The organism is Rhizobium sp. Root1220 (genome assembly GCF_001426265.1).
In the GTDB taxonomy this organism is placed as follows: domain Bacteria; phylum Pseudomonadota; class Alphaproteobacteria; order Rhizobiales; family Rhizobiaceae; genus Rhizobium.
Genome location: NZ_LMDG01000012.1, coordinates 445,118 through 464,955, shown reverse-complemented (window position 1 = coordinate 464,955; position 19,838 = coordinate 445,118). Strand labels below are relative to the sequence as shown.

Below are 19,838 nucleotides of genomic sequence, written 5' to 3'. Positions count from 1 at the left end.
CACACGTTGAAATTTGATCCGCGGATGGCTACACCCTAAGCCGCAATTGTTAAGAAGGCGTTTGCCATCTTTGCCAAGGATTTGTTTTTCAAGGAGGCGAAAGCGTGGCACGCGGTTTGCGGACGATCCGGGACGGCGTGACTGCCCTGGCCATGCTGGGGTTCATTTGGCTGATCGCGGCCAAGCTCAACGATGAGAGCGTGACCGTGCACTCCGGCCAGTTTCATGCCGCCGACGGCGACAGTCTGACAATCGGCGGGGAGCGGATGCGGCTTTCTGGCATCGATGCGCCGGAACTCAACCAGACGTGCGAACGAAATAAGACGATCTGGCCCTGCGGCCAGGAGGCGAAGAGGACGCTACAGATCCTGGCCGCATCCGGCGACACACGGTGCCAGGGAACCGAGCGCGACCGCTTCGACAGGCTGCTGGTGGTCTGCCATGCTGGCGGAATCGATATCAACGGTGCGCTGGTGCGAAGGGGTATGGCTGTCTCCTACGGGAGCTATCGGGCGGAGGAGGCGCAGGCAAGGCACGAGAAGGCCGGTATGTGGGCCGGAACATTCGAGATGCCACGCAGTGTTCGCGATCATGCGCAACCGGGATCGGGTACGCGCTCTTTCCTCGGATTTTTCGGATGGTAGACCTGACAGGCGAAGCGGACGAGGTGGCCCTGGAGGCTTTGCGCCGGCAGATTTCGGCCTGCCGGATCTGTCGCGATACACCGCTTCGCGGTGCCGACGATCGGCTGCCGCAGGATCCGCGCCCGGTTGTGGTGGTTTCCGCCAAGGCGAGGGTGCTGATTGCCGGGCAGGCGCCCGGCCTCAGGGTCCAGCACAGCGGGATTCCGTTCGATGACGCCTCCGGCGACCGGCTTCGTCAATGGCTCGAGGTCGATCGGGCTACCTTCTACGACCGAGATCGGTTCGCCATCGTGCCAATGGGCTTTTGCTTCCCGGGTTATGATGCCAAGGGCAGCGATCTTCCTCCGCGCCGGGAATGCGCGCCGCGATGGCGCCAGCGGGTGATTTCCGCGATGCCGCAGATCGAATTGGTGCTCGCTGTCGGGCAATATGCGCAAGCGTGGCATTTGGGGGCGGCGCGACGTGAAAGCATGACCGAGACCGTCAAGGCATGGCGCGAGACGCTCTTCTCCAACCGCGCACCCGCCATCCTGCCTCTTCCACATCCGAGCTGGCGCAATACCGGCTGGATCAAACGCAATCCGTGGTTCGAGACCGAGTTGCTGCCGGTGCTGCGCGAGCGTATTGCGCTTGTTGCCCGCTGAAACAAAATTCTTTCAAACTGCCGGAATCGCGTTATAAAGAGAAAATAAATTCGAAAGGGCTTTTCTGGATGGACCGTCTCGACCGCAAGATTCTGCGTCTTCTGCAGGAGGATTCGACTTTGGCTGTTGCCGATCTGGCCAAGAAGGTCGGCCTGTCGACGACGCCATGTTGGCGGCGTATCCAGAAGATGGAAGAGGATGGTGTGATCAAGCGCCGCGTCGCCATCCTGGATCCGGAGAAGGTCAACACCAAGGTCACGGTGTTCGTGTCGATCCGTACCGCGACGCATTCGATCGAATGGCTACGGCGCTTTTCAGAGGTGATCGCAGACTTCCCGGAGGTCGTCGAATTCTATCGCATGAGCGGTGACGTCGATTATCTGCTGCGCGTCGTCGTTCCCGATATCGCGGCCTACGACGCCTTCTACAAGCGGATGATCGCCAAGATCGAGATTCGCGATGTTTCGTCTGTCTTCGCCATGGAGCAGATCAAGTACTCGACGCAACTGCCGCTCGATTATATGAACCTCGACAACGCCAAGTCGAACGAAGACTAGGCCGGATCAACGAGCCGCGTGGAGCGGCTCGTATGTCTATTCGCTCTGCCGGAGATTGCGGAGCCGGTCGAACAGGACGGCAAGTACGATCGCGCCGCCGATGAACGTGCCTTGCCAGAAGGCGTTTATGCCCAACAGGCCAAGACTGTTGCGGATCACTTCAATGAGCGCTGCGCCGACAATCGCACCGAATGCGGTGCCAACGCCGCCTGCGAGGTTCGCACCACCGATGACGGCAGCGGCGATCACCTGCAGTTCCATTCCGGCGCCGATATTTGTTGTCACAGCGCCGAGCCAGCCGGTCTGGATGATGCCGGCGACACCCGCCGACAGGGCGGAGATCATGTAGACGGCCACCTTGATCTTTCTGACCGGGACGCCCGTCAACGTCGCGGCATGTTCATTGCCGCCAATCGCGAATACATAGCGGCCGAACCTGGTCCAGCGAAGCACGAAGCCTGTCAACAACGCCAGCACGGCCATGTAGACGACCGGATTGGCGATGCCGAAGAACCAGGCGCCGCCGCCGAGCGCCAAAAGCTTGTCGTGATCGGGGCCAAACTGGAAGACGACGGTGTTGTTGGAAGCAACCATCGCCAGGCTTCGGGCGATCGACAACATACCCAGCGTGACGACGAATGGCGGAAAGCCGAGATAGGCGATTAGGAGGCCATTGAAGGCCCCGACGACGAGCGCGGTGCCGATCGATGCGGCAATGCCGATGCCGATGCCGTAGCCGGCATGCATGACGACCGCCAGCACCATGCTGCAAAGGCAAAGAACAGAGCCGACGGACAGGTCGATGCCGCCCGTGATGATCACCAGCGTCATGCCGAGGGCGATGATCGCCACGAAGGTGACGTTGCGGGTAATGTTGTAGAGGTTGGTCGATGTCGCGAAGGAACTGGTCGCGAAGGACAGGAAGACGCAGGCAAGGGCGACTGCGATCAGCACCCAGAATGTCTGGCTGCCGACGATCGCGCCGAGCCAGTTGCGCTGCTTCTGTGCAATCGTCTGATCAAGGGTAATTGCCATGGTCGACCTTCGCTTGAGTGGTACCTGCCGCTTGGACGTTCACACCTGCTCGATCGCGCCGGTAATGAGGCCCGTGACTTCTTCGGGTGAACTCGAATCAATCTGCTTGTCGGCGACTTTTCGCCCGCGCCGCATCACGATCACCCGATCCGCGACGGTAAAGACATCGGGCATGCGGTGGCTGATCAAAATGACGGCGATGCCCCTGTCACGAAGCTGGCGTATCAGGTTCAGGACCTCCGCCACCTGACGGACCGAGATGGCGGCCGTCGGCTCGTCCATCAATACGATCTTTGCTTCCGCCAACATCGTACGGGCAATCGCCACGGCTTGGCGTTGCCCACCCGACATCTGCTTGACGAGGTCCCGCGGGCGCGTCTCGGACTTCAGTTCCTTGAAGATCTCGCCCGCGCGCTGGTACATGGCCTTGTAGTCGAGGATGCGTAGCGGGCCGACTCCGCGCCGCGGTTCCCGACCCAGAAAGACGTTTGCCGCCGCGGTCAGATTGTTGCAGAGCGCCAGGTCCTGGTGGACGATCTCTATACCGCGTTGTCGTGCATCCACCGGCCGGTGCATGACGAGTTCCCTGCCGTCGAGATGCATGATGCCGTGACTCGGCCGGAAATTGCCGGCGATCATCTTGACCAGCGTGGACTTGCCGGCGCCGTTGTCGCCCATCAGGCCGACGACCTCACCAGGTTCCAGCGAAAACGATACATCGTTGACCGCCTGGATGGCGCCAAAATGCTTCGAGATGTTGGCGAGCTCGAGAACTGCCACTCGTCGTCTAACCTCCCAAACCCTCAACATCGCAGCGCACGCATACCGTGGCTTCGATCTGCACCGTCGCCCACCGGTCTCCTCCCTGGCGGACATCGCAAACATTTATCCAGAACAGTGTGAAACCGTCAATCGAATGTCGCTAATTTACGGTCTTCGCTACAATTATTCGTTTTGTACTACAATTCCATTGACGATCGCAGGTCCGTGTATATTAGCTATTTGCGGAGGAGACATGCTGATCCTTGTTACCGGTGCCACTGGCAAGGTCGGGCAGCACTTTATCGCTGGGCTGGTCGACGATCCGCGATTTTCAAAGGCGCGCATACGTGCGCTTTGCCATAATCGGCTGTGCCCGGAAACCGAGCGGGTAGAGGTCGCCCGCGGCTCGATCGCGGACAGGGATGCCGTTGCCAAGGCTCTCGCCGGTGTGACACATGTGGTGCATCTTGCCACATGCAAGGAGACGCCCGACGAGGTCATGGACGTCACGGTCAAGGGGCTGTTCTGGCTGCTTGAGGAGTTTCGGACCAGCGCCAGTGCGCGTCAGTTCATCCTTATCGGCGGCGATGCCGCTATCGGCCATTTCTTCTATCGACACGACGCTCCGATCACCGAGGCCGTGCCGCATCAGGCATACCCGGGGTCCTATGCGCTGTCCAAGGTGCTCGAGGAGGTGATGCTGGAGCAATTCGGTATCCAGTATGGCATCAACGGCTGCTGCCTCCGCGCGCCGTGGATCATGGAAAAGGACGACTTCAAATATTCCCTTTCGTTCGGCAAAGACGTCTTCGGAGGGCCTGACTGGAAGACACTCGTTCCACCGGCTGCGGCGGAGCGCTATGCCAGAGAAGGCACCGTTCCATTGCTGCGCGATGCGGACGGGCGTCCGTTGAAGCGCAATTTCATTCACGTGGATGACCTGGTTTCGGCGATCCTGTCAGCCATCGATAATCCACGCGCCAAGGGCCAGCTCTTCAATATCGGCATGGACCGGCCTGTGGACTACGGCGAGGTCGCCGCCTATCTCGCGCGTAGGCGCGGCTTGAATTCCGTCGACATTGCAAGCCAGTACCATTCGAACTGGATGGACAACAGCAAGGCCAGATACCTGCTGAACTGGCGGCCTGTCTACGATCTCGAAATGCTAATCGACTCGGCTTGGGGATACGAGCGTTCGGAGGAGGAGCCTCGCATCGTCTGGTACCCGGGTTGATCACTTGGCGGGCAGGGTGCCCGTCTTTTTCAGAGGGAGGAAGCTATGAGGAAGGCATTATTGCTTACAGTTGCAGTGTTGGCGCTTACGGCCGGACAGGCCCTGGCCGCCAAGAAGCAGCTTGTCATTGTCGTCAAGGGGTTGGACAACCCGTTCTTCGAAGCGATCAATCAGGGTTGCCAGAAGTGGAACAAGGAAAACCCCGATTCCGAATATGAGTGCTTCTATACCGGCCCGGCATCGACGTCCGATGAAGCCGGCGAGGCACAGATTGTTCAGGACATGCTGGGGAAGGCGGAAACGGCTGCCATTGCGATCTCGCCGTCGAACGCCAAGCTGATCGCACAGACCCTGAAGACTGCAAATCCGAAAGTGCCGGTAATGACGCTTGACGCTGACCTCGCCGCCGAGGATGCCGCCTTGCGCAAGACCTATCTGGGTACCGACAACTACCTGATGGGTGCGCGCATCGGCGAATACATCAAGAAGGCCAAGCCGGCGGGCGGCAAGATCTGCACGATCGAAGGCAACCCCGGAGCGGACAATATCCTTCGGCGCGCCCAGGGCATGCGTGACACGCTCACCGGGCAGAAGGGTTTGACCGAACTCAAGGGCGAAGGCGGATGGACCGAAGTGGCCGGTTGCCCGGTGTTCACCAACGACGACGGCGCCAAGGGCGTGCAGGCGATGACGGATATCCTGGCTGCCAATCCCGACCTCGCTGCCTTTGGCATCATGGGCGGTTGGCCGCTGTTCGGCGCGCCGCAGCCCTATCGTGACCTGTTCAAGCCAATGGCCGACAAGATCGCCAGCAACGAGTTCGTGATCGGTGCCGCCGATACCATCGGCGACGAAGTCGCGATCGCTCGGGAGGGCCTGGTGACAGCACTCGTCGGCCAGCGGCCATTCGAGATGGGCTACAAGGCGCCGTCAGTCATGATGGACATGATTGCCGGCAAGCCGGTCGAAGATCCGGTTTTCACGGGTCTCGACGAATGCACCAAGGATACGGTGGATACCTGCATCCAGAAGTAAGCTGGAACGCATCCATTGGATGACGTTGGGACTGCCGCGCGAAAAGGCTCGCGCGGCAGTCTGTTTGTGTCCGGCCGGATGAAAGCTAGTGTTGTGAGTCTAACGCTTGTTTCGTCCTTGCGACACCGCCGCAGGTGAGCTACGCGCGTTGACCCCGATCGGGAGCGAGATCGCCCCGTTGATCGCCAATGTGATGCAGTGGTTGGGTGCGCGCATTGCGCACATCGCCGCTTCGCAACAGGAATTCGACAATGGGCCGGCCGCAAAGGTTTGAGCTCCTCGGAAGTGGATGGGGAGGCGCCTTGCGGCTCTCGTCGGTGCGATTGTCGCAGGACTGAAATCCTAGGGACCAAGCGGTAAGCTTTGTACCCTTCCTAAAACGAAGACCACATTTGGGAGAGGCCCGTGAAAGCGCTTGTCGTGGTTTGCCATCCGGCCGCCGATAGTTTCAATCACGCGCTGGCGGAAGCGGTGCGGGCGGCTTGGACATCCGCGGGGTGTGATGTCGTCTTTCATGATCTTTACGCAGAAGGTTTTGATCCGCTTCTGTCCGCGTCCGAAGCTCGGGGCACGTCGAGCGCGGACAAGACAGTCGCTGCGCATATTGCCGAGCTTCGCGCTTGTGATCTGCTCGCTGTCATTCATCCCAATTGCTGGGGCGCGCCGCCGGCAATGATGAAGGGCTGGATCGATCGCGTGTTCGCCCCGGAGGCCGCCTTCACATTCGCCAAAGGCGCGGACAACGGGGACGATCCGATCGGCCTGTTGCGGACGCGTGCTGCTTTGATCCTGAACACGGGCAACACACCGGCCGAACGTGAGAAGAATCACTTCGGCGACCCCCTCGATCACATCTGGCGGCGGTGCATTCTCGAATTTTGCGGCGTGAAGCATGTGAGCCGCGCGCTATTTGGTGTCGTGGCCACAAGTTCCCGCGACGAGCGACGAGCGTGGTTGGAACAGGCTGGAAAGATGGCGCGGGAAATGTGGGAGGAAGTGGTGTGACACTAACGCTTGTCTCGCCCTTGATGCGGTTTCGGGTGATATCGGCAAAGAAGCGTTCGACCATGTTGAGCCAAGATGCCGAGGTGGGCGTGAAGTGCGAGTGGAAGCGCGGATGCGCCTTGAGCCGGCGGTTCACGGCCTGCGCTGATTTGTGAATCGTCTGTCAGCGTCGGTACATTAGGTTCGGGCGGGCTTGTCTAGCCGCGCCAAGACCTTCTCGCTCGTGAGTTCCCTGGCGGCGTCCCGGCCAATCCAGCGCGCGGTCTTGTCTGATCGTGCTGTCAGTTGCTCGGCGAGCGCTAGCGCGGGGCCGTGGCAGCGGTGGCTGCGCTTGCCGATATTGCGCAGAGCCCAGTTGACCGCCTTGCGGACGAAATTCCGCGAGTCAAAAGCGTGAGCGTCGATCAGAGGCAGCCATGCCAGCAACGTCTCGTCCGGCTCGTTCTTGAGGTGGACGGCAGCCCCGGCGATCATGGCGAAGGCGGTGCGCCGGACGTATTCGCGATCGTCGGCCGCGAATTCGGGAATGAGCGTCAGGAGCCGGGCCTCGACGTACAGGTCGGCGGCGCAGTCGACGACTTCCCAGGAGTTGAAGTCGTTGGACCAGCTGCGCGCCTCATCTTGGGTGAGGTTCCGCGGATCGGCTGTATAGAGCGCGAGCAGACGGGCCTCGCGGATGTCGCTCCGCCAGAGTTCGGACGCCCGCTGATGGTCCTTTTTCGACAGGCGGGCAATCTTCTGCAAGTCCGGGTTCGAGATGCCGAGCGCGGTATCGATGATGATGCCGAAGCGTGCCATGCTGCGGATGTTTTCCTCCGAGCGCAGCGTTCTCAGATGCTCGATCAGGTCGGCCGCACTGGAGGAGGGACCGATCATTTTTCCAGGCGTGCCAGGAGCGACGAGGTATCCCAGCGATTGCCGCCCATCGCCTGAACGTCGCCGTAGAACTGGTCGACCAGGGCGGTGACGGGGAGCTTCGCGCCGTTGCTGCGGGCCTCGTCAAGGACGATGCCGAGATCTTTGCGCATCCAGTCGATGGCGAAGCCAAAATCGTATTTGCCTTCGCTCATCGTCTTGTGGCGGTTCTCCATCTGCCAGGATCCGGCAGCGCCCTTGGAGATCACCTCGACAACCTTCTCGATGTCGAGTCCGGCGCGCTTGCCGAAGTGGATGCCCTCCGCGAGACCCTGGACCAAGCCGGCGATGCAGATCTGGTTGATCATCTTGGTGAGCTGTCCGGCGCCCGGTGCGCCCATCAGTCCGACCATGCGAGCATAGGCGTCGATGATGGGCCTTGCCTTCTCGTAGGTTGCTTCATCGCCGCCGCACATGACGGTCAGGACGCCGTTCTCCGCACCGGCCTGTCCGCCGGATACCGGCGCGTCGATAAAGTCGACACCCTTTTCCCTGGCGGCGGCGTAGAGTTCGCGCGCGACATCGGCGCTCGCGGTCGTGTTGTCGATCAGGATCGCCCCCGACTTCATCGACTGCAGGACGCCGTCCTTCGCCGATGTCACCGAACGGAGATCGTCGTCGTTGCCCACGCAGGTGAACACGAAATCAGCGTCCTTGGCTGCTTCGGCCGGGGTCGGGGCCGACTTGCCGCCGAATTTCGCTGCCCACGAGGCAGCCTTTGCGGCGGTGCGGTTGTAGACAGTGACATCATGCCCGCCCTTCACCTTCAAATGACCCGCCATGGGAAACCCCATTACGCCGAGACCGATGAATGCGACTTTTGCCATGTGTCTATTCCTTTCATGAATGCCGTGGACGAGGATTAGCCGAAAGCGAGGCAGGCGAAAAGGCCGTCGTTGGCAGGTATTGGCGGTCGATGTTGGAACAAAATTCCGCAGAACCGAAAAAATCGGGTCAGGAAAATTTCAGCAAAGGCAAATATCACAAATATAAATGTCGATCTAATTTATCGATTTTATCAGTATGGAGTTATCGCAAACGGATGCGGCGGCTGAACCAGAGGCGGCACGCGCGGAAACAAAGGGGATTTGCCATGATTTCACGTCGTCAGACACTGGGGCTTTTGGGTGCTGCGGCAGCAACGGCGTTGCTTCCGTCCATAAGGACGGCCCGCGCCGCCGCAAGTGAATTGCGCATCGGCTGGCAGAAGAACGGTGTCCTGGCGCTTGCCAAGAGGCGTGGTGCGCTCGAAAAACGGTTGGCGGATCAGGGCATCACGGTAAGCTGGTCGGAGTTCACGTCGGGTCCTCCGCTGCTCGAGGCCCTCGGTGCCGGCGCGCTTGATTTCGGCGCGACTGGCGACGTGCCACCGCTCTTCGCGCAGGCGGCCGGGGGGCATCTCTACTATGTCGGAACCTATCGTGGCAGCCCGGCGGGTTCGGCCATCGTGGTTCGCAAGGACTCGGCCATCAAGACCGTGGAGGACCTGAAGGGAAAGAAGGTCGCATTCAAGCGCGGTTCGAGCGCACACAATGTCACCGTCAAGATCCTGCGCAAGTCGGGCCTCCAGATTGGTGACGTCGAGGCTCTCGACCTCTCACCGCCGGATGCAGCCGCGGCGTTCAAGAACGGCAGCATCGACGCATGGTCGATCTGGGATCCCTACCTGGCGATTGCCCAGGCCGATCCGGACACGCGTGTTCTGTCGACAGCTCAAGGCATCGTCGACTCCTACAGCTATTTCCTTGCAAACGCCGAGTTTACGGATGCAAACGGTCAGGTGATCGTCGATGTCATCGATGAACTTGCGAAGGTCGGGCGTTCGGCGCAGGGCAAGCTTGAAGAGACGATCAAGGAACTCTCTGAAATTACGGGTGTGCCAGAGGAGATAACGCGCGTGACGCTGACGCGGCCGGGCGCGGACCTTGGAAGCGTTTCCACCATCACCGACGATGCGGCCTCTTACCAGCAGGCGCTTGCCGACGAATTCTTCAGCCTCGGGATTGTGCCGAAGCAGCTGAAGACCGGTGATATCGTCTGGCGTCCGAAGGCGAGCTGATCGCGCCTGCTCGCTGGGACCTTTTTGCGACCCACGGCATGGGGGGATGCCCCGATGCCGTGAGATGGGAAAATTATTCTCTCAAGTCAGTTAGAATAGAAAATTGATATTGTCGATCTAATTGGTCGTCTATGTCACTATCACCTCATGAAACGGCGGCGTGAAAGCGCCGCCAGCGATCAGTAGAGGGATAAACGATGGTCACCCGCAGACAAACATTCGGCCTTATCGGAGCAGCGGCTGCCACAGCGATCTTGCCGGACGTGCGGGCGGCGCAGGCCGCCGGGACGACGTTGCGCATCGGCTGGCAGAAGTTTGGCGTGCTTGCCCTTGCAAGGCGGACGGGTGCGTTGGAGAAACGCCTGGAGGCCAAGGGCGTCAAGGTCGAATGGAATGAGTTCACGTCGGGTCCGCCGTTGCTCGAAGCCGTTGGCGCCGATGCGCTCGACTTCGGCGTGACCGGCGACGTGCCGCCGCTCTTCGCGCAGGCCGCAGGCGGCAACCTGCTGTATGTCGGCGCATACCGCGGACCGGCGGCTTTTCACGGCTTGCTCGTACAGAAGGGGTCACCGATCCAGACGATCGAAGACCTGAAAGGCAAGAAGGTTGCCTACAAGCGTGGCTCCAGTGCGCATAACTTCGCGCTGAAGGTTCTCGCCAAGGCTGGGCTGTCAGTCGCAGATATCACCGAAGTCGACCTGCCGCCGCCCGATGCCGGTGCTGCCTTCAAGAATGGCGCGATCGACGCCTGGGCGATCTGGGATCCCTTCTTTGCCGTCGCCGAGGCCGATCCACAGACGCAGGTCCTGACGACGTCGGACGGCCTTCTCGATAACTGGGGCTACTTCCTCGGAAACGGAACCTTCACGGCCGAGCATCCCGAAATCGTCGCAGATGTTATCGACGAACTGGCGAAGGTGGGCGCCGCCGCGCAGGCGGATCTCGACGGAACCGTCAAGACGCTCTCCGAAATCACCGGCGTTCCCGCTGCCGTGACCCGCGTGACGCTGACGCGCAGCCAGGCCGACCTCGGCAAGGTGTCGCTGTTCCCCGATGCCGCGTTGACCTACCAGCAGACGCTTGCCGACGATTTCTACAAGCTCGGCGTCGTGCCGAAGCAGCTGAATGTCAGCGACATCGTGTGGCACCCGAAAGCAAGCTGAACTCATTCTCCAGACAACAAGGTTCGTTCCCCATGACCGCCACCCACGACCCCATCAACTTCCTCTGGTTCATCCCGACTTCGGGTGATGGTGCTTATCTCGGTTCCAATGAACTCAACCGTGCACCCGAGATCGGCTATCTCACCCAGATCGCACAGGCCGCCGACCGTCTGGGTTATTCCGGCGTGCTGCTGCCGACCGGTGTTGCTTGCGAAGAGTCCTTCGTCACGGCAGCTGCGCTCGCCGCGAAGACAGAGAAGCTGCAGTTCCTCGTCGCTATCCGTCCCGGTACGGCATCGCCGGCCTACTACGCGCGCCTTGCGACGACGCTGGACCGTATTTCCAACGGACGCCTGCTGCTCAATATCGTTGTCGGCGGTAGTCCTGCGGAGCTCGCCGGCGATGGTATTCATCTGGCGCATGACGAACGCTACGCTCATGCCGACGAATTCTTCACCGTTTTCGAAGAGCTGCTCGAAAAGGGCGTGGCGAGCTACGACGGCAAGTACATCAAGGCCACCAACGCGCGTCTCGGCTTCCCATCCGTGCAAAACCCGCGACCACCGCTCTATTTCGGCGGTTCCTCGGATGCCGGTATCGATTTCTCGGTTGGTCGCGTCGACAAGTATCTGACCTGGGGCGAGCCGCCGGCACAGGTTGCCGAAAAGGTGCAAAAGGTGCGCGCTGCTGCCGCAAACAAAGGGCGCGAGGTCAGCTTCGGGATCCGTCTGCACTTCATCGTTCGCGAGACGGACGAAGAGGCATGGGCCGCGGCTGACCGGCTGATATCCAAACTCGACGACGACACCATACGCGAGGCGCAGGAACGCTTCGTCAACGAGTCGGATTCGGTCGGCCAGAAGCGCATGGCGGCGCTTCATGGCGGTCGTCGAGATAGTCTGGAAGTGTCACCGAACCTCTGGGCCGGCGTAGGCCTGGTTCGCGCCGGTGCCGGCACGGCTCTCGTCGGTTCGCCGCAGACCGTGGCAGCGCGGCTGCGCGAATACCAGGACGTCGGAATAGATACTGTGATCGGCTCCGGCTACCCGCACCTTGAGGAAGCCTATCGCGTTGCAGAGTTGCTGTTCCCGGAACTGGGGATAACCCGCGACGAACAGCGCCACGGCTTCCAGAGCGATTTCGGCAAACACCAGGTATTCGGCGGCGGCAGCCATGGCGGAAACCTGAAAGTTGTTTCCGGTTCCTGATCCATCCTGTTGCGCCGTCCTTCCATCTGGGCGGCGCAGCGATGCTCAAACTTACGCACAGCCTTGCCGTGGGTCTCCAGCGACATCCGGCACGTTGCAGAAGCGAGGAAAGTCTTCATGTCGACATTCGATACGCCGATCGTCCGGGCGCTGACCGAGCGCGGGGAAGGTGGGGCGAGACCGCGGATTTCGCTTCCGGGACGCGACAGGTTTTTCCCTTATCTTGTCCCTGTCGCGATCATCGCCGCCTGGCAACTGGCGTCGTCGGCCGGTTGGATTTCCTCCCGGATCATGCCGTCGCCGGTCGACGTCGCCGCTGCCTTCTGGTCGACGACTGTCACCGGTCAACTGCCGCACGACATTCTGGTCAGCGCAGCGCGGGCTTTCGGTGGCCTGCTGGTCGGCGGTTCGATCGGTTTCCTCCTCGGGATCGCCAACGGGGTCTCCAAGGTCTCCGAGCAGCTGACGGATACGACATTGCAGATGATGCGCACAATTCCGCATCTCGCCATGATCCCGCTGGTCATCCTGTGGTTCGGGATCGGCGAAGAATCGAAGCTGTTCCTGACCTCGCTCGGCGTGCTCTTTCCCGTCTATCTGAACACCTATCATGGCGTCCGCAACGTCGATCGCGATTTGATCGAGATGGGCCGCGTCTATGGCATGGGCAGCTGGACGCTGTTCCGGAAGGTGATTTTCCCCGGCGCTCTGCCATCGATCTTTGTCGGATTGCGCTATGCTCTCGGCATCATGTGGCTGACGCTGATCGTCTCCGAATCGATCGCCGCGTCCTCGGGCATCGGGCATATGGCCAACAACGCCCGCGAGTTCATGATGACGGACGTCGTAGTCCTGGCGCTGGTGATTTACGCCGTGCTCGGCAAGCTTGCCGATGTCGTTGCCCGGGCATTCGAACGCCGGGCGCTCAAATGGAATCCGGTTTACCAGAAGTAGGAGAGACGCCATGACCCTCATCGCGCATGAGCGTTTTCAAGGCACCGTGAACGAGCAGGAATATGAGATCGACCATGTCCCCGCAGCGGGCGGCGGGGCGGCTGCGATCACGCTGAAGGGGCTGGAAAAGAGCTTTGGCGGCAATCGCGTGCTGCGGGGCATCAACCTGCACATTCCTGCCGGCCAGTTCGTTGCCGTCATCGGCAAGAGCGGCTGCGGCAAGAGCACGCTGCTGCGCATCCTGATGGGACTCGATGAGCCGACGGCCGGCGAATTGTACTTCGAGAATGCCGACGGCGGCGAAGCCGAGGCGAATGCCCGTATCGTCTTCCAGGAGCCGCGCCTGCTGCCGTGGTTGAGCGTCGCCGATAATGTGGTGGTCGGCCTGGGAGACAAGGTCGACACACGTGTTGCCCGTGCCGAGGCCGATGCGGTGCTGTCGGAAGTGCAGCTTGCCGAGAAGGCGGGGCAGTGGCCGGCGCAACTGTCCGGCGGCCAGCGGCAGCGGGTCGCACTCGCGCGGGCATTGGTCAGCAAGCCTGGCGTTCTGGCGCTCGACGAGCCGCTCGGTGCGCTGGATGCATTGACGCGGATCAGCATGCAGGAACTGCTCCACAGGGTCTGGCGGGAGCTTGGCTTCACGGCGGTTCTGGTGACGCATGACGTCAGCGAGGCGGTTCATCTTGCCGACCGCGTGATCGTCCTGGACGAGGGGCGTGTGGCGCTTGATCTCGCAATTCCCTATCCGCATCCCCGACGGCACGGCAATCCGGCACTGGCGGAACTCGAAGGACGGTTGCTTGCATCCATTCTCGGGACCGACGGCGCAAGCTGATCCCGGCAGATGCGCCAGAGTCAGTGAAAAATGCTGCCTTCGCGTTCGACAAAAGCCTGGATGCGATCAACCAGAATCTGCGTTCCCTGCAGGCGGGAACCGTTATCAGCATAGCCGTCGAGGAACGCGACCTGTTCTACGAAGAGCATCCTGGTGCCGGTGGCGATTGTCTCGAACGTCACCGTTGTGAGTGACGCGGAGATGCGGGTTTCGCCGAGCTTCATGTCGTAGGCGTAGATGATGCGTGCGCCTGGAACGATATCGATGTACCGCGCCTCGTAGGCGTGCAACACGCCGTCGGTGTCGGCGACATGGTTTCGCTCCGCCCCACCGACGCGGAAGTCGAGACTGTACTCCAAAGGCACCCACTCATCATGGCAGGCAAACCATTGCCGTTTTGCGGTGGGATCGGCCCAGGCGGCGAAGACCCGTGCTGCCGGCGCCTTCAGGTTGCGCTCGATTGTGAGCGTTGCATGTTCTGCGGACGTACCGGTCATTTCGCTCCTCACTTTGACTGCTCTTCCGCCAGAAACCGGTCCAGCCGGTCGAAGGTCCCGTTCCAGTTTGACCTGCGCTCCGCAAGCCATCGTTCCACATCGGCAAACGATTCCCGCTGTAGGCTGTAGGTCCGTACCCGGCCGGTCTTCACCGAGAGAACGATGCCGCTTTCCTCGAGGACGCCAAGGTGTTTCATCACGGTCGGCAGGGCCATGGAAAGCGGTTCCGCGAGTTCCGAAACAGAAGCCGGTCCACGGCCGAGGCGATCGACCATGCCGCGGCGGCTACGATCGGAGAGCGCATGAAACATTCGGTCAAGGGCGCCGGGTTCTTGCGTCATTGCGCGTTTTCATGCGGCCTGAAGCGGGCAGGGAGATTCTCGCGATAAGGGTACAGCTTGAAATAGGGCATGGCTTCCCGCAGGACCCTGGCAAAGGACGGGCGTTCCAGCAGGCGCTGGTAGTAGGCCTCGAGCCTGGGTAGGTCGTCTGCGAACGGGACGAGTGTTTCGGCATAGAAGAGGGCCGGCGCAGCGGCGCAATCGGCCAAGGTGAAGCTGTCGCCGGTGATCCAGATGTGGTCGCCGAGTTGCTGATCGATCACGCCGTAGGCCCTTATCAGTGCACCCCTGGCATCGTCCGCGCGGTTCTGGTCGCCATTCGGGCGCAGGCGCTCTCCAACGATCTGCTGCATCGGTTCCTGAACATAGAGATCGAAGAATCGATCCCAAAGCCGGACCTCCAGGGCGTGATCGAAATCTTCCGGGACAAAGCGGACGGAACCCGCGTGGTAGCGGTCGATATATTCAACGATGATCGACGTTTCCAGCACGGTTCGGTTGCGTGCCTCGTCGCGCAGTGCGGGCATCTTGCCGAGCGGCGAGATACGCAGAAAGGCTGCTCGCGACGCTTCGTCGCCAAGGTTGACGAGCACCGCCTCGAACGGTGTATCGTTCTCGTAAAGTGCAATCAGAACCTTGTGACAGAAGGAGGCAAGCGGATGCTGGTGTAGGACGAGCGTCATGCCAATCACCTTTCGAGCCATTCAGACACTTATCTGAATGGCTAAGTATCAACGCGACGCTCTACTGGCAAGTAGATAGTTTGCCATTTGGCTAACTATTGCGCCAGGCGTGCAATCACCAAGTGCCCGGGTGTCGGCTGGCCGTCTTCCATGCGGACATTGATGTCGGTGACCTCGACCAGCACGAATCCTGTGGCAGCCAGTCGTTCGCGCACATAGGCTTCGGAGTGGGCGAAACGCTGGCGGGGACCGACCATATACGGCCGGCCTTCGAGGGTGGTCTCCGGGAGGGTTTCGGACGAGAAGATAAGGAGGCCGCCCTGGTTCAGGTTCTCGGCGGCACCGAAGAACAGCGGCTCGAGCGCGCCGAGATAGGGTAGGACATCCGTTGCGGTGATGAGGTCGAAGGGATCCTCGTCATTGTCATCCAGGAAATCCTCGACCTCGGCGACGAACAAGGTCTCGTATAGATCCTTCTCGTGGGCGATCTCGACCATGTTCTCCGACAAGTCTATACCGGTCATGTCCTCGCACAGGTCGCGCAGTGTGCCGCCGGTCAGTCCGGTGCCGCAACCAAGGTCGAGCATGCGCTTGAACGGGCCGAGCTTCAACTCCTGCAGGCGTTGCCGCACCAGCATAGGCACATGGTAGCCAAGCTGCTCGACAAGAACATCCTCGAAGACTTCCGCATGCTGGTCGAACAGGGTTTCAACATAGGCATCCGGTGCCTTGGCCGGGATCTCGCCGCGCCCCATGGCCGCGATGCGGACAGCCGCGCCACCGTGATCCTCGGGATCGATGGCCAGGACTTCCTCATAGGCCCGGACGGCCGCGTCGATGTCGCCCGCCTTCTCCAGCGCGAGGGCGCGGTTATAGGCTTCCGCGAGTGCGTCTTCGTCGATCTTCTTGGCCATAGCAATTCACCACCGTTTATCTCTTGCGCAGCCTCTAAGGGCACTGGATGCGTTTTGCAATGGCGACGTCGGCGGCGCGGTCGACGGGACTTCGAGCTGGCGGTGGCCGTTTCAGCAGCGCTGCATCCATGTTCCTCTCGACGCCCAGGCTGCAGCGTGGCGTTCTGCTGTTGGGGAAGCGCATGCCTGACCTGTCCGGTGGGTTGTCAGTGGATGATGAATTCACCCTTCAGCGCGCGCCACTCGGTTGCCGAGATCAGCTTGCGATGAATATAGCGCACCGAATGCAGGGGGCCGTCCAGTTTTTCCTGCCAGAACTTCAGGAAGTTGTGCATCTCCGGAAAATCCGGCGCGAGGTCGTAGTCCTGCCAGAGGTAGGTCTGAAGGATCGCCTTGTGATCCGGCATCCGGTAGATGATCTGGGCCGTCGTCAGGCCATAGCCCTGAAGCTGTCTTTCCATGTCCTTGTGCATGTTCGTCTCGCTTTTCGTTCCAATCGGCGTTTATTAGCGCCATGTGAAATGGAACCACGATATGCTTAACCGAAGCTTGACGAATTGCCAGTAACAAGTCTGTTTGGTTTTTAAATTCAATCGCTTAGCAGCGTGTCTCCACGAGTGCTGCCAGATCTCAGCGCTTCAGGTGGCGCGTCAGTCGCCCTTCGATCCAATTCCAGAGATGTCGCAGCGCTTCGACCATGCTGAGATATAAGATCGCCGCCCAAAGGTAGGTCTGGTAATCGAATGTTCGCGAAAACGCGTAGCGGGTCTCACCCATCAGGTCGAGAACGGTGATGATTGCGACGACCGCCGAACCTTTGATGAGTAGGATTATTTCATTGCCGTATGGGCGCAGTGCGACAATCAGCGCCTGCGGCAGGATGATCTTGCGAAACGCAATGAACGTGTGAAGGCCGAGAGAAGCAGCAGCTTCATGTTGGCCGCGCGGGACGCTCTGGATCGCGCCGCGCAGAATTTCAGCTTGGTATGCAGCCGTGTTGATGGTCATCGCGAAGAGGCCACAAAACCAGGCCTCGCGGAAGAACCACCAGAGGCCAACCGCCTCGAGTTGCGGCCTGAAACTGCCAAGGCCATAGTAAATAAGGAACAGCTGTGCGAGGAGCGGCGTGCCGCGGAAGACGTAGACGTAGCAGTACGCCAATCCGTTTAGGAACCGGTTGCTGGACATCCGGGCGAAAGCCAGCGGCAGCGACAGAATTGCGCCGAAGACGACCGATATGGCAACGAGGGTGATCGTCGTTAACAGGCCGTGGATGTAGCGCGGCCCGTAGCGCGTGAATTTCTCAGGGTCCCAGCCGCTGACGACCATTGCGATCAGTGCTGCGGCGAGAGCGATCCACAGGCCGACGGTGATGTAGCCGGCAACGCGAGCGCCGGTGAGCGGCCTATCACTGGCCTTGGGGGCAGGCTGCGGCGGGATAAGGACTTCGGAATGGCTCATCGCCGGACCTCCGAGCGCTTGGCCCAACGCTCGACATAGCTAAGGCCAAACGATGAGATGATGGCGAGCGCAAGATAGAGGCCGCAGGCGACAGTGTAGAAGAGGAAGGCTTCTTTCGTCACCTTAACCGCAACACCGGTCTGACGCAGGATATCGGCGAGGCCAATGATCGACACATAGGATGTGTCCTTGAGCAAAATCATCCACAGGTTCGCGAGGCCCGGAAGAGCAATGCGAACGAGCTGTGGAAGGATGATCAGGATCATGGTGCGGCCACGATGGAAGCCAAGCGCATCGCCTGCCTCGTATTGGCCCTTGGGGATGGCGCGGAAGGCCGACAGCAGCACCTCAGAGCAATAGGACGAGAAAACGACCGAAAGCGCGATCATACCCGCAAAGAAGGCATTGATCTCGACGCGGCCATCGTAGCCTGCATAAGCCAGCAGCGTCTGAATGAGGATCTGCATGCCATAGTAGATGATGAAGAGTGTCAGCAGTTCCGGTAAGCCGCGAAAGATCGTGGTGTAGATACCGGCCGCAAGACGCACCGATTTTTCCTCGGATTGCTGGCCGAGGGCGACCAAAAACCCGATGACTAGGCCAATAGGGAGCGTAAGCAGGGCGACCGCGACGGTGACCTTCAGGCCGGATGCAATCTCGTCGCCCCAGCCGGTGTCGCCACAGGCAAGGATCGTCGATGGGGCGAACCAGGTGAAAAGTCCTGCAGGTCCGCAGAGCGGATCGAAAACATAACCTATCCAGGTCCATAGCGAACCCAGCGCGGAAAATAATCCGCCCATACCACTTTTCCCCTCGCGGTTTTCTACCGCTTCAACCTTAGCATCTTTGTCAAACAAAAATGGCGGAAGGGCAAGCCTTCCGCCATCGCCTTGATCAGCGAACTACAGAAATTATCATTCGCCGTAAACGTTGAAGTCGAAGTACTTGTCCTGGATCTTCTTGTAGGTTCCGTCTGCACGGATGGCGGCGATTGCCGTGTTCAGCTTTTCGCGAAGCGGATCGCCCTGGCGAACTGCAATACCGGCGCCTACACCGTTGATTTCCTTGTCGACAGGCAGCGTCTGCAGGATCTTGCAGCAAGCGCCGGCATCCGACTTGACCCACTGCGACAGGACCACGACGTCGTCGATTACGGCGTCGACGCGGCCGTTCGAGATGTCGAGCTTGTACTCGTCGGCGGTGGGATAGAGTTTCAGCTCTGTGTCGGGCAGGTGCTTTTCAGCGTAGTTGGAGTGCGTCGTGGACGTCTGCGCACCGATCGTCTTGCCCTTGAGGCCAGCGATGTCGGTGATCGTCGAATCCTTCGGCACGGCGACTGCCGGCGGGGTGTTGTAGTATTTGTTGGTGAAGTCGACGAGCTTGGAACGCTCCGGCGTGATCGACATGGACGAAATGATCATGTCGAACTTCTTGGCGTTGAGACCGGGGATGATGCCGTCCCAATCGCTACTGACGATGGTGCAATCGGCCTTCATCTCGGCGCAGAGTGCGCGTGCGATGTCCATGTCGAAGCCGAGGAACTGGCCACTGGCGTCAACATATTCGAAGGGAGGGTAGGTCGAGTCCGTACCGATTACATATTTCTCGCCATCGGCCATTGCCGCGCCAGCGAAAAGAGACATCGCGGCGACGGAGGCTGCGGCAAGAATACGGGTGGAAATGCGCATGTTAGTCCTCTCTGTTGGTGACCGCCGTTCGTGTTTTTGTTTTGCGGCGGCGGCCGGGTATGGGCGGTATCTGCACCGCCTTGATGGGATAATCAAACCTTTTTTTCGCGAATTGCAACTGGAATCGCAGGGGATGCGGTGCGCCAAATGTGGCCAACATGAACTTTCCCACACTGCCACATTCATACCGGGTTAATGGTCCAG

Annotated in this window: 23 protein-coding genes; 11 read left to right on the top strand and 12 right to left on the bottom strand. The window is 60.3% G+C overall.

All coding sequences use genetic code 11. From position 1 onward, the window contains the following. Window positions 1-104 precede the first annotated feature (104 nt). The 3 genes from ASC90_RS11540 to ASC90_RS11530 all read left to right on the top strand — a co-directional run bounded on the left by ASC90_RS11540 (window position 105) and on the right by ASC90_RS11530 (window position 1,845). Window positions 105-644 carry a thermonuclease family protein gene (locus ASC90_RS11540; RefSeq protein ID WP_056539895.1) on the top strand — a complete coding sequence of 180 codons (540 nt, stop codon included), beginning with the start codon at window positions 105-107 and terminating at the stop codon, window positions 642-644. Continuing rightward, window positions 638-1,288, top strand: coding sequence for a uracil-DNA glycosylase family protein (locus tag ASC90_RS11535; protein WP_056539892.1), 651 nt, complete (start codon window positions 638-640; stop codon window positions 1,286-1,288). Before ASC90_RS11540 ends, ASC90_RS11535 begins: the two co-directional genes overlap by 7 nt. 68 nt (window positions 1,289-1,356) lie before the next feature. Next, window positions 1,357-1,845: an Lrp/AsnC family transcriptional regulator gene (locus ASC90_RS11530; protein WP_056539889.1), complete on the top strand. Its 489-nt coding sequence runs from the start codon at window positions 1,357-1,359 to the stop codon at window positions 1,843-1,845. A gap of 36 nt (window positions 1,846-1,881) precedes the next feature. Here ASC90_RS11530 and ASC90_RS11525 read toward each other — a convergent pair whose 3' ends face one another. Then, entirely contained in the window at window positions 1,882-2,880 is a 999-nt protein-coding gene (locus ASC90_RS11525; protein WP_056539887.1) for an ABC transporter permease, read from the bottom strand. 39 nt (window positions 2,881-2,919) lie between these two features. Continuing rightward, the gene (locus tag ASC90_RS11520) at window positions 2,920-3,690 is read right to left on the bottom strand and encodes an ATP-binding cassette domain-containing protein (RefSeq protein WP_056539884.1); all 771 of its coding nucleotides are present in this window, start codon (window positions 3,688-3,690) and stop codon (window positions 2,920-2,922) included. A 205-nt stretch (window positions 3,691-3,895) separates the two neighbouring features. On the opposite strand from ASC90_RS11520, the gene ASC90_RS11515 reads away from it, so the two are divergent. The 3 genes from ASC90_RS11515 (at window position 3,896) to ASC90_RS11505 (ending at window position 6,916) form a co-directional block, all read left to right on the top strand. Next, entirely contained in the window at window positions 3,896-4,876 is a 981-nt protein-coding gene (locus ASC90_RS11515) for an NAD(P)-dependent oxidoreductase (RefSeq protein ID WP_056539882.1), read from the top strand. Window positions 4,877-4,921: 45 nt separating this feature from the next. Next, a complete protein-coding gene (locus tag ASC90_RS11510) occupies window positions 4,922-5,911 on the top strand; it encodes a substrate-binding domain-containing protein (RefSeq protein WP_056539879.1) in 990 nt (329 codons plus the stop codon). Window positions 5,912-6,316: 405 nt separating this feature from the next. Continuing rightward, window positions 6,317-6,916: an NAD(P)H-dependent oxidoreductase gene (locus tag ASC90_RS11505; protein WP_056539876.1), complete on the top strand. Its 600-nt coding sequence runs from the start codon at window positions 6,317-6,319 to the stop codon at window positions 6,914-6,916. A 177-nt stretch (window positions 6,917-7,093) separates the two neighbouring features. Here ASC90_RS11505 and ASC90_RS11500 read toward each other — a convergent pair whose 3' ends face one another. Both ASC90_RS11500 and ASC90_RS11495 read right to left on the bottom strand, forming a co-directional pair. Next, window positions 7,094-7,792, bottom strand: coding sequence for a DNA alkylation repair protein (locus ASC90_RS11500; protein WP_056539873.1), 699 nt, complete (start codon window positions 7,790-7,792; stop codon window positions 7,094-7,096). Beyond that, window positions 7,789-8,658, bottom strand: a complete 870-nt coding sequence (locus tag ASC90_RS11495; RefSeq protein ID WP_056539871.1) for an NAD(P)-dependent oxidoreductase — start codon at window positions 8,656-8,658, stop codon at window positions 7,789-7,791. Before ASC90_RS11495 ends, ASC90_RS11500 begins: the two co-directional genes overlap by 4 nt. Before the next feature lie 266 nt (window positions 8,659-8,924). Here ASC90_RS11495 and ASC90_RS11490 point away from each other — a divergent pair, with 266 nt between their 5' ends. The 5 genes from ASC90_RS11490 to ASC90_RS11470 all read left to right on the top strand — a co-directional run bounded on the left by ASC90_RS11490 (window position 8,925) and on the right by ASC90_RS11470 (window position 14,050). Further along, window positions 8,925-9,890 carry an aliphatic sulfonate ABC transporter substrate-binding protein gene (locus tag ASC90_RS11490; RefSeq protein ID WP_056539868.1) on the top strand — a complete coding sequence of 322 codons (966 nt, stop codon included), beginning with the start codon at window positions 8,925-8,927 and terminating at the stop codon, window positions 9,888-9,890. 197 nt (window positions 9,891-10,087) lie between these two features. Further along, window positions 10,088-11,053 (top strand): aliphatic sulfonate ABC transporter substrate-binding protein, encoded by a 966-nt coding sequence (locus ASC90_RS11485; protein WP_056539866.1) that lies wholly within the window; start codon window positions 10,088-10,090, stop codon window positions 11,051-11,053. A gap of 32 nt (window positions 11,054-11,085) precedes the next feature. Further along, on the top strand, window positions 11,086-12,261 hold the full coding sequence (gene ssuD, locus ASC90_RS11480; RefSeq protein ID WP_056539863.1) for an FMNH2-dependent alkanesulfonate monooxygenase: 1,176 nt from the start codon (window positions 11,086-11,088) through the stop codon (window positions 12,259-12,261). Window positions 12,262-12,378: 117 nt separating this feature from the next. After that, complete coding sequence (locus tag ASC90_RS11475; protein ID WP_056539860.1) at window positions 12,379-13,215, top strand: ABC transporter permease subunit; 837 nt, start codon at window positions 12,379-12,381, stop codon at window positions 13,213-13,215. 10 nt (window positions 13,216-13,225) lie between these two features. Next, window positions 13,226-14,050, top strand: a complete 825-nt coding sequence (locus ASC90_RS11470; protein ID WP_056539854.1) for an ATP-binding cassette domain-containing protein — start codon at window positions 13,226-13,228, stop codon at window positions 14,048-14,050. A 20-nt stretch (window positions 14,051-14,070) separates the two neighbouring features. On the opposite strand, the gene ASC90_RS11465 is transcribed toward ASC90_RS11470, so the two are convergent. The 8 genes from ASC90_RS11465 to ASC90_RS11430 all read right to left on the bottom strand — a co-directional run bounded on the left by ASC90_RS11465 (window position 14,071) and on the right by ASC90_RS11430 (window position 19,634). Next, the gene (locus ASC90_RS11465) at window positions 14,071-14,547 is read right to left on the bottom strand and encodes an SRPBCC family protein (protein ID WP_056539850.1); all 477 of its coding nucleotides are present in this window, start codon (window positions 14,545-14,547) and stop codon (window positions 14,071-14,073) included. An 8-nt stretch (window positions 14,548-14,555) separates the two neighbouring features. Further along, a complete protein-coding gene (locus ASC90_RS11460; protein ID WP_056539848.1) occupies window positions 14,556-14,888 on the bottom strand; it encodes a metalloregulator ArsR/SmtB family transcription factor in 333 nt (110 codons plus the stop codon). Next, entirely contained in the window at window positions 14,885-15,571 is a 687-nt protein-coding gene (locus tag ASC90_RS11455; protein WP_056539846.1) for a glutathione S-transferase family protein, read from the bottom strand. Before ASC90_RS11455 ends, ASC90_RS11460 begins: the two co-directional genes overlap by 4 nt. Before the next feature lie 95 nt (window positions 15,572-15,666). After that, window positions 15,667-16,485, bottom strand: a complete 819-nt coding sequence (locus ASC90_RS11450; RefSeq protein ID WP_056539844.1) for a methyltransferase — start codon at window positions 16,483-16,485, stop codon at window positions 15,667-15,669. Between the two features lie 206 nt (window positions 16,486-16,691). Then, entirely contained in the window at window positions 16,692-16,958 is a 267-nt protein-coding gene (locus ASC90_RS11445) for an aspartate-semialdehyde dehydrogenase (RefSeq protein WP_056539841.1), read from the bottom strand. A 157-nt stretch (window positions 16,959-17,115) separates the two neighbouring features. Next, window positions 17,116-17,946, bottom strand: a complete 831-nt coding sequence (locus ASC90_RS11440) for an ABC transporter permease (RefSeq protein WP_056539838.1) — start codon at window positions 17,944-17,946, stop codon at window positions 17,116-17,118. After that, window positions 17,943-18,746 carry an ABC transporter permease gene (locus ASC90_RS11435; RefSeq protein ID WP_056539835.1) on the bottom strand — a complete coding sequence of 268 codons (804 nt, stop codon included), beginning with the start codon at window positions 18,744-18,746 and terminating at the stop codon, window positions 17,943-17,945. Before ASC90_RS11435 ends, ASC90_RS11440 begins: the two co-directional genes overlap by 4 nt. Window positions 18,747-18,860: 114 nt before the next feature. Continuing rightward, entirely contained in the window at window positions 18,861-19,634 is a 774-nt protein-coding gene (locus ASC90_RS11430; RefSeq protein ID WP_056539834.1) for a transporter substrate-binding domain-containing protein, read from the bottom strand. Window positions 19,635-19,838: the final 204 nt, after the last annotated feature.

Bases quoted from the DNA above. Each gene is read 5' to 3' on its own strand.
- ASC90_RS11535 (WP_056539892.1), top strand. From the start codon at position 638: ATGGTAGACCTGACAGGCGAAGCGGACGAGGTGGCCCTGGAGGCTTTG.
- ASC90_RS11530 (WP_056539889.1), top strand. From the start codon at position 1,357: ATGGACCGTCTCGACCGCAAGATTCTGCGTCTTCTGCAGGAGGATTCG.
- ASC90_RS11525 (WP_056539887.1), bottom strand. From the start codon at position 2,880: ATGGCAATTACCCTTGATCAGACGATTGCACAGAAGCAGCGCAACTGG.
- ASC90_RS11520 (WP_056539884.1), bottom strand. From the start codon at position 3,690: ATGTTGAGGGTTTGGGAGGTTAGACGACGAGTGGCAGTTCTCGAGCTC.
- ASC90_RS11515 (WP_056539882.1), top strand. From the start codon at position 3,896: ATGCTGATCCTTGTTACCGGTGCCACTGGCAAGGTCGGGCAGCACTTT.
- ASC90_RS11510 (WP_056539879.1), top strand. From the start codon at position 4,922: ATGAGGAAGGCATTATTGCTTACAGTTGCAGTGTTGGCGCTTACGGCC.
- ASC90_RS11500 (WP_056539873.1), bottom strand. From the start codon at position 7,792: ATGATCGGTCCCTCCTCCAGTGCGGCCGACCTGATCGAGCATCTGAGA.
- ASC90_RS11495 (WP_056539871.1), bottom strand. From the start codon at position 8,658: ATGGCAAAAGTCGCATTCATCGGTCTCGGCGTAATGGGGTTTCCCATG.
- ASC90_RS11490 (WP_056539868.1), top strand. From the start codon at position 8,925: ATGATTTCACGTCGTCAGACACTGGGGCTTTTGGGTGCTGCGGCAGCA.
- ASC90_RS11485 (WP_056539866.1), top strand. From the start codon at position 10,088: ATGGTCACCCGCAGACAAACATTCGGCCTTATCGGAGCAGCGGCTGCC.
- ssuD (WP_056539863.1), top strand. From the start codon at position 11,086: ATGACCGCCACCCACGACCCCATCAACTTCCTCTGGTTCATCCCGACT.
- ASC90_RS11475 (WP_056539860.1), top strand. From the start codon at position 12,379: ATGTCGACATTCGATACGCCGATCGTCCGGGCGCTGACCGAGCGCGGG.
- ASC90_RS11470 (WP_056539854.1), top strand. From the start codon at position 13,226: ATGACCCTCATCGCGCATGAGCGTTTTCAAGGCACCGTGAACGAGCAG.
- ASC90_RS11465 (WP_056539850.1), bottom strand. From the start codon at position 14,547: ATGACCGGTACGTCCGCAGAACATGCAACGCTCACAATCGAGCGCAAC.
- ASC90_RS11460 (WP_056539848.1), bottom strand. From the start codon at position 14,888: ATGACGCAAGAACCCGGCGCCCTTGACCGAATGTTTCATGCGCTCTCC.
- ASC90_RS11455 (WP_056539846.1), bottom strand. From the start codon at position 15,571: ATGACGCTCGTCCTACACCAGCATCCGCTTGCCTCCTTCTGTCACAAG.
- ASC90_RS11450 (WP_056539844.1), bottom strand. From the start codon at position 16,485: ATGGCCAAGAAGATCGACGAAGACGCACTCGCGGAAGCCTATAACCGC.
- ASC90_RS11445 (WP_056539841.1), bottom strand. From the start codon at position 16,958: ATGCACAAGGACATGGAAAGACAGCTTCAGGGCTATGGCCTGACGACG.
- ASC90_RS11440 (WP_056539838.1), bottom strand. From the start codon at position 17,946: ATGAGCCATTCCGAAGTCCTTATCCCGCCGCAGCCTGCCCCCAAGGCC.
- ASC90_RS11435 (WP_056539835.1), bottom strand. From the start codon at position 18,746: ATGGGCGGATTATTTTCCGCGCTGGGTTCGCTATGGACCTGGATAGGT.
- ASC90_RS11430 (WP_056539834.1), bottom strand. From the start codon at position 19,634: ATGCGCATTTCCACCCGTATTCTTGCCGCAGCCTCCGTCGCCGCGATG.